A 12513-nucleotide genomic window follows, 5' to 3' on the forward strand; every position below is an offset into this window, starting at 1 on the left:
CTAATGAGCTTGCTTTCTGAACAACAGCTGTATTCCATGGCGACGAAATCCTGCGAATGAGTGAGTATATGTGAGATAAACCCTTAAAACCGAGGGACGGGTACGATAGCAAAATAAGCACGAAGAGACGGCAGCAGGTGAATGGCCGCCGTCTTCTCAACTAACTGGCAGGATAGCGTGACAGTAGTCCTTTTAACTTATGGTGCGCCTCCCTACTTTCGTTAACAGTTGGTTGAGAGATTTTCTACGGCTAAGGAATCATTTCACCGATAAGGCACAAAAAAACGCATTGTCTGCGACCGTGACAGTGCGTTTTTCTATGTTTTTGTATTCTATTTTAGCGTTGTTGCAGCTCTTTGACTCGTTAACCTATCAATCGTTCAAAACTGCTATGTCGAGCTGGTGAAGGCGTGCCTGATCGGCAATCATGTCGATCTCGGTGATCTTGTCATCCGCAACCGTGAGTTCGAGTACGAAGAGCAGTCGGCCACGAGGAGCCACGATGACGCCCACAGATCCGTTCACGATCACCAGCCGCGCGCCCTGGGCACGACCAGCGAATTGCATGGCCACGGCTTGCGAACCGTGAACAACCGGCGAATTGGAGACCGGCGAAAATGCAGTGTCGTTTCGGAGTACGACATTCGGGTCTAATACCGTGAGAAGTTTCTCAAAGTCTCCGGTGCGCGATGCAGCAAGGAACGCATCGACAAGCTCTCGTTTTCGCTTGAGCTCCGCTGTTTCCGAAGTCGTCTCGGCACCCTGAACCCGGCGACGTGCGCGGCTCGCAAGCTGTCTTGCTGCGGCCTCATTACGCCCTATAATTGGAGCAATCTCCGAGAAAGACAAGGCGAATATATCGTGCAACACGAACGCAATGCGTTCGGCGGGATTTAAATTTCCGAGGACCACGAGCATAGCAAGACCGACAGAATCGGCCAGCAGCGCTTCGTGCTCGGGGTCGCTTCCGTCTTGGTGGCTAGTAACCGGCTCAGGTATACTAACCATCGTAAGCTCCTCGCGCCGCGATTTGCGAGATCGCAGCATATCAAGACACACCCTCGAGACTATTGTTGTCAGCCATCCTCCCATATTCTCGACTCCGCTAGTATCGGAGCGGCTAAGACGTATCCATGACTCCTGTATAGCGTCATCCGCTTCGCTCAGAGATCCGAGCATCCGGTAAGCCACCGCTTGCAGGTGATTCCGATGCGCCTCGAATTGTTCCACAAGCCAATTATGATCGTTCATGCGTCACATTCCTTCCTTCGTTTCCTTTTTACTTATATGTCGAACGAAACTCAACAGATGTGACAGATATGTACGAAAACTGCAGTTCATTTCTTAAGCTTCTCATCTTAAAAATATTTACACCGATCGGTCACGTTTCCTTGCTGACTTCCGACATAGTTAGTGACAAGGGAAACCGGCCAATACGAAAGAAGAGGCTACCTGGTGTCCCGGCAAAAAACCATTTAAACTAAGGAGATGATTGTTGTGAGTACGAGTTTGATCCCTTTTCTTGAAATGAACGGCAGCGCTAATGAGGCCATCGATTTTTACGAGAAAGCGCTGGATGCCAAGGTTGTCTACATGCTGCGATTTGGCGATGTGCCGGGAAACCCGGAATCCCCGCTGCCTCCGGAGAAGAAAAACATGGTAGGCTACGCCGTCTTGAAAATCGGTGAATCGGAGTTTCAGCTCACCGACCATTTTACCGGCAGTAGCTACCAGAAGGGAACGCAAGTGACTATCGTTGTTCAAACCAATGACAAAGATAAAGCTACCCAATATTTTGAAGCACTGAAGCAGGGCGGTCAAGTGAACGAGCCGCTGCAAGCAAGTTTCTTCAGCCCCGCTTACGGCAATGTAACGGATAAATTCGGCGTCACGTTCCGGATCCTCACAAAAGGACGCCAGTGATCTATCGTTTTAAGTACTCACTCTTGTACAGCTAGTAGGTGATCTAGTGGCTCTGTCGCATCGTTAGCGGCAGGGCCGCTTGCTTTTTGAAGAGTCAGTTCACCTGACCATACCCTACTTGGAAGGATCAAGTCTTTACGCTAACGGGTAAGGTACGATAGTGGAGGAGTTTGCTATGTGGCAGCTCCTCTTTTCTATTGAAGTAACTGGCAGGATAATGCTACAAGGATCTATAATATAATTTGTAACATGCTTACTGTGGGGTGAAGATGTGGCTGGTCTAAGAGAGTTAATTACTTTTCTTAACAAATTAGAGGATAATAATATATTTTATAAATTAAATAAAGTCCGAAATGAAGCTATCATGGTTGAGGTAGCTATTCCTGGTCAACGGTGGGAGATAGAATTTTTGGAAGATGGTACAGTAGAGGTTGAAAAATTTATCAACGATGGAGACTTTTATAATGTTAAAGAGTTGGAGTCTCTGTTTAAAAATTTCAGTGATTAATTCAGAAAATCATTCAACTAACGGGTACGATAGCTCAATAATAATGCAGAGGGAGCCTGTATCATCAAGTGATGATACAGGCTCCCTTTGAGATAAAACCATTCATGCTTAAGCATCCAGCGGAAGACTGTAATTGTCCTAATTGGTGGGAGCTGTCGTCATACTAGTGTTTGATTCATCCTTGTACATAAAAAGTCCGTATTCCGTCATGACAGAGGAGTGGCCCATTTGACGAAGCATAGCAGACAGATTTCCGCGGTGGTACGTGCCATGATTTACAACTTGTATAATAAATTCTGAATATCTGGTGTTTAATATTCCGGCGTAAGGATTATCCAAAACAACCTCTTTCTCAATATCCTCATGCTCATTAATAAACGTTTTGAACCTCATGGACAAGTCGTCGTACATAACTTCTAGTTCCTCAAGGCTCCTGGCTTCGGCATCCTCCTGGAGCTGAAAAGAATCTTCAATAGCTTCCTTCATACTTTTTCCCATAAGGATGTCTAGCCATCCGCAATCAACCTTATATATATGCGCCATGACCTTCGACACCGAAGGAAACACGCTTTGAATTTCCTGATTGTATAGGTGACGCGGTAACTCCTTTAATCGATTAAAGATTATTTTGTTTGCCCATACATGATAGTCGTAAAATCTCACAACGTGATTTGTCATTTCAACAACCTCCGGTTTTTGTTATTTACTATTGTTTTCATCATACTATGGCAACCCTGACAACTATATGTCAGTGTTATGATCTCGGAATGGTGAAGAAGAAAAAATGCCATTTTTCTTGAGTCGAATCGACTCAAGGAGTAGTAGAAACAAAAAGCTAGCCCAGAAGATGCATACGGGAATAAGGATGCTGGTAGCATGATACCTACAGCGATGATGAAGAAGTAGATGACGATGCAGCATGTATGGCTAACGGGTAACGATAGTTGTACATACAAGGAGCAGTTTGCTACGGCAGCTGTTCCCTTTCTTTGGTTAAGCTAACTGGCAGGTTAATTGTAATAACTGCTAAATTGTTTAAGGATCATAAGGTGGAACTTTATGGAGTCCCTTACGTTAATAAGATGTATGGGTATTTTTTTTTGGGGGGGACTTATCAAATGTCCAAAATTTTTTTGTTATTCTTGATGGCGGTTTTCTTGTTGAGTGGGTGTTCAATTGATAAAGAAAAAGTTATTAATGAAATGCTTCCTGATAATGGAGAACATAGCCTGTACGTATTTAGTAAGTTTATGTCTGCACAAGAAAAGAATAAACTTTGGAAAGACTTAAATGAATTCGTTAACGCAGAAGAAACCCAAAAGAAATTAGATATAAGGAAAACCCAATTTATTGATGTTGAATATGCAAAGGATTATGTAAAAGCACTAAATATCAAGAAGCTTCCTTTGTTCGTTTTGCTAAATAAAGAGGGAAAAATAGAGATGTAAAAGCGATGTAAGGCGCGGCATCGCTTAACGTAAAAGAAGCCTAATGGTTCCTTATTGAACAAAAATACAGYTTTTGAAAATTGCTGCAGAGTCATCCTCAACAGGATGGCTTTTTTTGTACGCTAAACATTCTGTTACGAATCAGTCGAAACCGTTGAACTACAGAAAGTATAAAAAGGATGCGCTTATTTAATCTCTATAATGAACACGTAGTCCCCCCGTCCTTCCTTCCAAACGCCCGATAAAGCATAGATATAACGCCCTTTTTCCGCGGGAAGGACGNCCGGCAGGATTACCGACCATTCCAGTCATCCAATCGATTACCCAATTTCGCTCACCGATCATGACATTATCCGGGTGAAAATCACCATGGCATAGACAGTTTCCGTCCGGTAGTTGTTCCAAATAATCAATTATCTCTTTCTTCACATCATTCGAGAGCTGAGCTGCGTTCCGTATGTTACGAGCTACACTTATTTAATCTCTATAATGAACACGTAGTCCCCCCGTCCTTCCTTCCAAACGCCCGATAAAGCATAGATATAACGCCCTTTTTCCGCGGGAAGGACGGCTTCGAAACCTTCCATTGGTTCACTGTAAGCCTGTTTTTTTTCTGATGGCCAGGCTATAAGTTGTAATTTTTCAGGCTTGTAAGAAAATTCAACCTTTAATAACGATGATGCTGGAGCAACTGCTGGCTTGACATCATTGGATATTTTTAGCGGAGTAGGCGAATCGGCAATAGCATCCACCATTTGTATTGTTACCGCATGCAGCCGCGAATACCAGCACTGCCACCATCGACAACATCAAGATCCCTTAAAGCCCTTTTTCTTCAACAACTCTACCACTCCTCGTATATTGTNCTTGTAAGAAAATTCAACCTTTAATAACGATGATGCTGGAGCAACTGCTGGCTTGACATCATTGGATATTTTTAGCGGAGTAGGCGAATCGGCAATAGTACCTTTCCACTGGTATGATCCGAGTAGGTAATGGACGTTTGTTCCGTTAACTRTTATTTTTGGATTTGGCGGTTCATATCCGGTGTTYTGTTCGTCCTTAATGCAGCCCGTGTTTAAARTAAGTAGTAATAGCGAAAGAATGAGTAACGCGAAATTCTTTATAGTTATCTCGTTAGTCGTAGTTACGCTGTGCATCTCAYACACCCCTTTACTAATAGATCAACATTAACATAGACGTTTATAACTCATCGTTTGTTCCGCTAACGGATTACGATAGCTCCATAATACTTCACTACGAAGGCTGCTGATGATTCGCTCGGCAGCCTGCTGTTCTAACTAATGGAGGATATACATGAAACAAGTAAAAAATAAGGCTCTTGTTATATTAATATTGATTGCCTGTTGTATTCCATTTCTTTTATTATGGTGGTGGTATCAAGTCATAACTCAATAAACAACATCAACAGCAATGAATCGGCAGCCTTTTCCGCTAGCGATAGTAGGGAAATATAACAAAATAAAAGGACACGTTTTTAAACGTATCCTTTACTGATTATTTTGGAATTGGTATAACATGCTGGTATTCAACCAATTCAATTTCAGGTTTTAATGAAGGGTCTTTTAATTCTTTATTATGATAATGGGAATCATAATTTAGAGTGATCTGGTCAATACCCCAATCTTTTCCCCCTTCTCCGAAGACCTTAAATATTATTTTTACTTGATAAGTAAATTTAGTGGGACTTACAAGACGTTTTATTTCTACAATGTTGGAATCAGCCCAAGGCACTAGAGAACCATACTTGTTTAGCACGAATTTATTTAACTCAGGATGTATGGTATCTAAAAAAATGTTTTCGGTTGTTGCATATGTCGTTTTATAAACTGTGTTTTCTTTTGGTTCGGCATGGGTTGGTAAAGCTTGAGTTACCGAAGCCAGAACTAGAAATGCAATTGGGAGTGAATACTTTACAAGTTTTTTCAACTGAAATCACCTTGCAGATATAATTTCCATTGAAATTTATTATTATTCATTATGAAATTGCTTTCGTTTGACAAACCATGTTATTCCGCTAACGGGCAACGATAGTTCACATGGATGAGCAGGTGCAGCGGTGGCCTGCTCTTTCTATTAAGCTAACGTGCAGGATTGTTTACTAACGTATGGAATTATATGGAGTTAGCATTCGTGATAAGAGAGGGGAAACCAAATTGAATGAACAAAGTAGAAAAAATAAAAAGGCTTGGGAGTATCGAGCTTATGAATTTTGGAATAAACGAGATGGTTCTCCTGAGGAAAAGCATAAAAACCATTTTGAACATGTCGGAGGTAAAAGGGTTGCCAATCTTTGTGGATCAAATGGTAGAAAAGCTGTTCCGTTAGCTTTATTAGGAGCAGAGGTGACTGTATTCGATATCTCTGAGGAAAATAGGAAATATGCCTTAGAACTGGCTGCACGTRCAAATACCACAATAGATTATATTGTCACTGATATTTATGATATTGATCTGAATAARTACGGAGGATATTTTGATATCCTATATTTAGAAGGAGGGATATTGCATTATTTCGGTGATCTCGAAATGTTTATGACTATTCTTTATGGTTTATTGAAAGATGGWGGGGAAATGATTCTAAGTGATTTTCATCCCTTAAGTAAATGTATCTTAACCCACGGGGAAGTAAACTATTTTGATACRGAACTAAGAAACGGAGATGTGGCGTACAAAGGTTCCTTTGACAAAAAGGAACAGTTGGATTTTCCTGATGTCTCAATTCGATCGTACACTCTGAGCGACATTATCAATTCGGTCATTGCATCAGGTTTCAGATTGCGGAAGTTTGATGAACATCGTGGATGGAATAATGAAAATATTCCTTGGGAATTTACTATACTGGCGGATAAATAGCTATTAAGTTATTGAAGTAACGGGTACGCTAGTTCAGTAAACAGCAGCAGTCTAGACTAATATTCCCGTCCATGACCGCCGCTGGTTCAATTTCACCGACCCGCATTAATTAAATGATTCCTTGCCTCCCGATTGAACCCAGCTTGACTAATTGGCCATCTTCAGCAGAAGCTTTCCCCGGGTCGCACCCGTTCCTAACACGCGGAGAGCTTCATTTGCTTCTTCCACGGGGTATATGCCGTATATGTCCGATCGGATTTCTTGTCTGGCGAGCAATTGCAGCGCCTCCATCGCTCTTTGGCCAACCTTCCTGGGGAATGCATCACTGTAAGATCCGAGTTGAAATCCGGCAACAGCTTGATTGTTGAACCACAGATCGTTAGTCGATTGCATTACATCCGGCTGGCCGCCGGCATTGCCGAGTACGACAAGCTGGCCGAACGGCCGAAGCACGTCATGGCTTAACCTTCTCAGGTCGCCGCCGACCGGATCGAGCACCGCATCGACTCCTTGACGATCTGTTGCGTTTAGGGTTTGCTCGATAAAACGCGACCTGACGAACAACTCGTCGTACCCGTAGTCGGAACCTAGTCCCGTTTTATCAGTCGAACCTACGGTTCCAAGCACCTTACCGGCCCCCAGCCTGCGGGCGACTTGTCCCAGAAAGCCGCCCAGCCCTCCGACGGCTGCATGAACGAGAACGCTCTCGCCTTCACGCAGCCTAATCACATCTTTCATGACGATATAAGCGGTGGCCAGATTCACGATAGAGGCTGCCGCCGTTGCCAGATCCAGCTTTGCCTCCAGCCGATCGAGCGGCACGGTCAATTCCGGCCTGACCGACGCGATGGAAGCGAATCCTCCGAGAGCGGTGAGTGTCATCGCCGCTACCGGTTCGCCAATGCGAAAGCCTTCCACACCTTCTCCGATTTCCCGCACATAACCGGCAACTTCCAAACCGGGGATAAACGGTACTGCAACATGCGGGAATTCTCCTCTGCTGAGCATTACATCCACAAAGCCGACACCTGTATAAACGACGTCGATGGTGAGCCTGCCGGGAGCGGCAGAAGGGGTCTGCATTTCCTTCAGGCGCAGAGCAGGTTCCTTGCCGGGTTGATCGATAACTAAAGCTTTCATTGATTCATTCTCCTTTCAACTAATCCGAAATAAGTATGTCTTTTTTCTTTCGTTTGCTGTCCAGGGCGATGCTGAATGCCATCAGCATCATTCCGAGCATCGTCACGAGCGAGGCAAACATCGGTACCATAGGCAGTCCGAACCGGCTTTCAATCACGATTCCGCCAAGCCATGCACCAAGAGCATTGCTTATGTGCAAGGCGGATACATTCATCGTGGTGACCAGATTCGGAGCCTCCATGGCCTTATTCATGACGTAAACGGTCAGGCACGGCAATATGCCGAAGCTGAATACGCCGAGCAGGAATACTTCAACAACCGCAGCAGGTTTGCTCCCGGCAGCCGCACTAAACATAAATAGACATACTGCCAGACCTGCCGTTATCCCCATCAACGCCGGATTCAGCCTCCAGTCGGCGAGCCTGCCTCCCCCATAATTACCTAGAGTAACACCGATGCCGAATAAAACGAGAATCCAGGACACGGACTGGGGGCTGAACGATGTGATTTGCTCCAAGATCGGGGCCATGTACGTGAAGGTCATAAACACGCCGCCAAAGCATACGGCACTTACCAGCAGCGACAGGACAACTTGCGGTTTTCCCAAAGCGCCGAGTTCCCGCCTTAGAGAATGGGGGGGAATATTCCGGTTGCCGGGAAGCAGCCGGGCAATACCGATAAGGGCTGCGGCGCCCACGGCCGTAACCGCCACAAAGGTAAAGCGCCAGCCGAATGCGTGCCCGATAAAGGTTCCGAACGGTACGCCCGCGATATTGGCAACGGACGCTCCGCTTACGATCATGGAGACGGCCCATGCGCGTTTCTCTGTTCGCACCATTCCTGCAGCAACTACGGCGGCAACACCAAAAAATGAGCCGTGTGTCAAGGATGCAAGGATGCGGGCCGTCATCAGCATCACGAAGCCGGAGGCGGCAGCGGCCAGAGCATTGCCGAGCACAAACAGGAGCATGAGGAGAACAAGCAGTTTTTTTCTGGATAAGCGGCTCGTCAGCATAATGACGAATGGGGCCGCCAACGCTACGCCGAGCGAGTAGCCGGTAACCAGAAATCCGGTATTGGCGATTGAGACGCTTAGGTCTGCGGCGATTTCCGGCAATATCCCCATGATGACGAACTCGGCCATGCCGATGGCGAAGGCGCATAACGCAAGAGCCAGCAGCGGACGAAGCGGAGAAGGTGAAACATCGGAAAGAGACGGTTTCATAGCGGTTTACTCCTTTCGGTAAAACACATTACACCGCGAAGGAGAGGGCAGCTAGATCATTTTTTTAACTAGTATAAAAACTAACAGGGTGAAGCCCCAAAATAAAAACCCGCTATCCGAGCTATGCGCTCAAATGCGGGTTTTTGACGTATCGGCGTTTTTCCATGCCGCCAGTTTTTCGGCCGTTTGCGTTTCCGGCAAGGGCATATAGATGCAGCACATCAAGTTTTCTAGATCGTTGATTTGGGTGAACGTAATGATTTCGAAATGAAGCCGTCCCATGGACGCATGTTCTATTTCTACCTGTAGCCCGTTTTTGTCCGCGACCTCGTGAAGCGGCCACCACTCTTCGAATTCCTTGCTTTTTTCCATCAGCTCACCGATAAGCTCGATGTACCACGGCTGGTCGGCGGTGCGGTCGTAAAGCTTTCTGTAGAAAGAAAGCGCCACCTTGGTCGATTGCTCCCAATTGACGACTTTCGTCTGGAAAGCCGGGTGCAGAAATACGAGCCGCAGCATCTGCATGTCTTCGGTCGGCAAGGCGGAAAAATCCGTCAATATTTCGCATGCTAACGTATTCCACGCGATAAGCCGGTTTTCAGGCCCTATCACGAAGAAGGGGTATGGCGTGCTGTTCACCAGATGCATAAAGGCGGGCGATAATTTATATTCTGACAAATCCCGTGCCGGAGAAGCATACCGTCCTGCCAGAAGGTACAAATATTGGCGTTCCGCCGGCGTCAGCTGCAAGGCGGTGGCCAGGCGTTCCAGCACCTCGGCGGATGCCGAAACTTCCCGGCCCTGCTCCAGCCACGTGTACCATGTAAGGCTCACGTCGGCGAGCTGTGCCACTTCCTCGCGGCGCAGCCCCGGCGTCCTCCTTCGTGTATGTCCTTCCGGCAATCCAAACTGTCTGGGGGACAGGCTTGATCTGCGCGATTTTAGAAATTCCCCTATCGCTTTCCGTTGATGGATAGCTTCCATGAGGCCTACCTCCAATCCGGGTAGATTTTATACTAGTTACACTTCCTGCTGGTTCAAGTATAGAAGGAGTGCTAACCTCGAATCAAGCGTTTAACGCAATATTTTTGGCTTGGAAAGGAAGGATCTCAAACATGACGCTGCATGTACAGGTTGAAACATTTTTACGGGACATTGCCTCGCTTCCCCCTTCCCACACGCTCGAGCCCGAAGAACTGCGGAAGGTTGTGGCCGGAACGGTCATCTCCGATGCGTATGAGCTTGCCTTAACAGAGGATAGAGAGGTTCAAGGTCCTCATGGCCATATGTTGCTTCGGATATACCGACCTTTGAAAAAAGGCGTGCTGCCGGCAATCGTCTTTTACCATGGGGGTGGCTTCGTGATTTGCGATGTCGAGAAATACGATCCGCTTTGCCGCAAGCTTGCTGCGGTTACGGAATGCGCCGTCGTATCGGTCGATTACCGTTTGGCTCCAGAGCATAAATTTCCCGTTGCCGCCGAGGAAGCTATCTTCGCGGCAAGATGGGTTGCCGGGCATTGCACTTCACTTGGCTTTGACCTAGAAAAACTGTTTGTAGCGGGCGACAGCGCCGGAGGCAATCTAGCCGCCGTGGTCGCCCAACAAGTTCGAGATGAAGGCGGTCCCGGCATCGCCGGCCAAATCCTGATATGCCCGATGGCCGACTTTTCTCAGGAGTATGAGTCCATGCGGCTGTTTGCCTCCGGTTATTTTTTGAACCGGAATGTACTGGACTATTTCACGCGCCATTATTTGCACGATGAAGCGGATCGGACCCATCCGCTTGCATCACCGATGTTAGGGCGGCTTGCAGGTTTGCCGCCGACCTTAATCATGACGGCCGAATACGATCCGGTGCGGGATGAGGGCGAGATGTACGGCCGCAGGTTAATAGAAGCCGGGGTCAAAGTAACGCTGAGCCGTTATCCGGGGATGATTCACGGGTTTTATGCTATGACCGACCTGTTCGATAACGGCCATACCGTCTATGAGGATATTTACGCATTCCTGCAGTCCATAGATAAGAGGAGCCCCAGAGATGCCCGTTACGGAGTAAGAGGCAGATCGTGGGCAAAGCTATAAGTTCTTGACATTATGCGATGCCGAGAACTTGAACCCATTCCCTATAAGTGACACTGCTTGACCCAAGCAATAGGGAAACAAATCGAAAATGAATAGTTCAGGTTTTTTGACTCGGAATTTCTTCTAAAATGGCTAAGCTCCCTCAGAGAATAAGGATTTTCTCACGAATGCTCACTCATTCGCAGAATTTCACATGCATGTTTAAATAAGAGTTTAAAGGATTACATGAGATGGGCTAAGCAGATCCGTTTGAGGGCATGCGGGAATAGAAGGTGCTGGTCTAATTACAACATCTTCCATATAAAGATTTACTGCACGTCTCTCTCCACAAGGTCCTTGGGATTCACTCTCCCAAATCTCAACGGGTCTACGCCCTTACATTCCTTCGTCCTATCTATCCAAGGTGTGGAGTCCGATCAACGTTAACGGAACGGGTCTATGCCCTAAAGCCTAAAAATCTCGGTACTCCNGCCCTTACATTCCTTCGTCCTATCTATCCAAGGTGTGGAGTCCGATCAACGTTAACGGAACGGGTCTATGCCCTAAAGCCTAAAAATCTCGGTACTCCGTGCTTTCTTTGTGAAATCCTGCGAACGAGCTAATCTACGTGTCTGGGTTGCGAATTTAGTTRTTAAGCTGCTAGTGGCGGTTGAGCCTTATCCGCGGAGAAAGTTTGTCCTTCTCTCGCCATGGCTACAAKCATTCGAGCCAATTTCCCAATCAACTTCATCATGGATTGCATTTTCGTCATTCGTTTTACTTCAATATTGTGTGCATGCAGGGCTTGGAATGYACGATTGTGAGATAAGAGGTGAAACACCGAGAAGTACAAATGCTTSCGYAGTAATGAGTTTCCTCGTTTGGTTAGCTTAATGTGCCCCTTATACTTACNACGATTGTGAGATAAGAGGTGAAACACCGAGAAGTACAAATGCTTSCGYAGTAATGAGTTTCCTCGTTTGGTTAGCTTAATGTGCCCCTTATACTTACCAGAACTACGTTCCGCTAAGTTTAATCCAGCCTTTCGCAAWAACTGATTCCCGTGAGACAGCTTACGTAAGTCCCCGCCAAATGCRAATATGGCAGCCGTTGCAGGAACGGAAACACCGACGGATCGAACGAGATCAGAACAGGGGATCTCTGGCAATAGCTTTTCAATCATCTCGTCCGCTTCATCAATGATGTGGCAGATTCGTTCATATTCTTCGATGAGGTGCCTAAGTTCCCATTTGTCTTCTTCAAGGGCAGTAGCGTCTCCAACGCTATGTCTAGCGAGTGTTTGGAGCTGGATCGCCTTGTTCCTGCCTCG

12 protein-coding genes and 2 pseudogenes are annotated in these 12513 nt (G+C 46.3%); 5 read left to right on the plus strand and 9 right to left on the minus strand.

Annotated features, from left to right (window positions below; genetic code table 11):
• Window positions 1-372: 372 nt before the first annotated feature.
• Window positions 373-1251, minus strand: coding sequence for a sigma-70 family RNA polymerase sigma factor (locus ASG81_RS24995; RefSeq protein ID WP_056640869.1), 879 nt, complete (start codon window positions 1249-1251; stop codon window positions 373-375).
• 246 nt (window positions 1252-1497) lie between these two features.
• Between ASG81_RS24995 and ASG81_RS25000 the strand changes: the two genes are divergently transcribed.
• Both ASG81_RS25000 and ASG81_RS25005 read left to right on the plus strand, forming a co-directional pair.
• Entirely contained in the window at window positions 1498-1923 is a 426-nt protein-coding gene (locus ASG81_RS25000) for a VOC family protein (protein WP_056640874.1), read from the plus strand.
• A gap of 271 nt (window positions 1924-2194) precedes the next feature.
• Window positions 2195-2431 (plus strand): hypothetical protein, encoded by a 237-nt coding sequence (locus tag ASG81_RS25005; RefSeq protein ID WP_056640876.1) that lies wholly within the window; start codon window positions 2195-2197, stop codon window positions 2429-2431.
• 138 nt (window positions 2432-2569) lie between these two features.
• Here ASG81_RS25005 and ASG81_RS25010 read toward each other — a convergent pair whose 3' ends face one another.
• Entirely contained in the window at window positions 2570-3109 is a 540-nt protein-coding gene (locus tag ASG81_RS25010; protein WP_056640879.1) for a DinB family protein, read from the minus strand.
• 440 nt (window positions 3110-3549) lie between these two features.
• On the opposite strand from ASG81_RS25010, the gene ASG81_RS25015 reads away from it, so the two are divergent.
• The gene (locus ASG81_RS25015; RefSeq protein ID WP_155971909.1) at window positions 3550-3879 is read left to right on the plus strand and encodes a hypothetical protein; all 330 of its coding nucleotides are present in this window, start codon (window positions 3550-3552) and stop codon (window positions 3877-3879) included.
• A gap of 283 nt (window positions 3880-4162) precedes the next feature.
• Here ASG81_RS25015 and ASG81_RS33190 read toward each other — a convergent pair.
• The 3 genes and pseudogenes from ASG81_RS33190 to ASG81_RS25030 all read right to left on the minus strand — a co-directional run.
• Window positions 4163-4308: pseudogene (locus ASG81_RS33190) on the minus strand (phosphotransferase family protein); the annotation flags it as partial.
• 44 nt (window positions 4309-4352) lie between these two features.
• A complete protein-coding gene (locus ASG81_RS25020) occupies window positions 4353-4634 on the minus strand; it encodes a hypothetical protein (protein ID WP_056640885.1) in 282 nt (93 codons plus the stop codon).
• A gap of 763 nt (window positions 4635-5397) precedes the next feature.
• A complete protein-coding gene (locus tag ASG81_RS25030) occupies window positions 5398-5829 on the minus strand; it encodes a DUF3888 domain-containing protein (protein WP_056640891.1) in 432 nt (143 codons plus the stop codon).
• A gap of 227 nt (window positions 5830-6056) precedes the next feature.
• Between ASG81_RS25030 and ASG81_RS25035 the strand changes: the two genes are divergently transcribed.
• Window positions 6057-6755, plus strand: coding sequence for a class I SAM-dependent methyltransferase (locus ASG81_RS25035; protein ID WP_056640894.1), 699 nt, complete (start codon window positions 6057-6059; stop codon window positions 6753-6755).
• A gap of 147 nt (window positions 6756-6902) precedes the next feature.
• On the opposite strand, the gene ASG81_RS25040 is transcribed toward ASG81_RS25035, so the two are convergent.
• The 3 genes from ASG81_RS25040 to ASG81_RS25050 all read right to left on the minus strand — a co-directional run bounded on the left by ASG81_RS25040 (window position 6903) and on the right by ASG81_RS25050 (window position 10104).
• Window positions 6903-7895: a quinone oxidoreductase family protein gene (locus tag ASG81_RS25040; protein WP_056640897.1), complete on the minus strand. Its 993-nt coding sequence runs from the start codon at window positions 7893-7895 to the stop codon at window positions 6903-6905.
• 19 nt (window positions 7896-7914) lie between these two features.
• Window positions 7915-9120 (minus strand): MFS transporter, encoded by a 1206-nt coding sequence (locus ASG81_RS25045; protein ID WP_081417574.1) that lies wholly within the window; start codon window positions 9118-9120, stop codon window positions 7915-7917.
• 129 nt (window positions 9121-9249) lie between these two features.
• Complete coding sequence (locus tag ASG81_RS25050) at window positions 9250-10104, minus strand: helix-turn-helix transcriptional regulator (protein WP_056640900.1); 855 nt, start codon at window positions 10102-10104, stop codon at window positions 9250-9252.
• A gap of 131 nt (window positions 10105-10235) precedes the next feature.
• On the opposite strand from ASG81_RS25050, the gene ASG81_RS25055 reads away from it, so the two are divergent.
• Complete coding sequence (locus ASG81_RS25055; RefSeq protein WP_081417575.1) at window positions 10236-11204, plus strand: alpha/beta hydrolase; 969 nt, start codon at window positions 10236-10238, stop codon at window positions 11202-11204.
• Window positions 11205-12096: 892 nt separating this feature from the next.
• Here ASG81_RS25055 and ASG81_RS33195 read toward each other — a convergent pair.
• A pseudogene (locus tag ASG81_RS33195) lies at window positions 12097-12366 on the minus strand (transposase); the annotation flags it as partial.
• Window positions 12367-12513: the final 147 nt, after the last annotated feature.

Source organism: Paenibacillus sp. Soil522, from assembly GCF_001428245.1.
In the GTDB taxonomy this organism is placed as follows: Bacteria; Bacillota; Bacilli; order Paenibacillales; family Paenibacillaceae; genus Pristimantibacillus.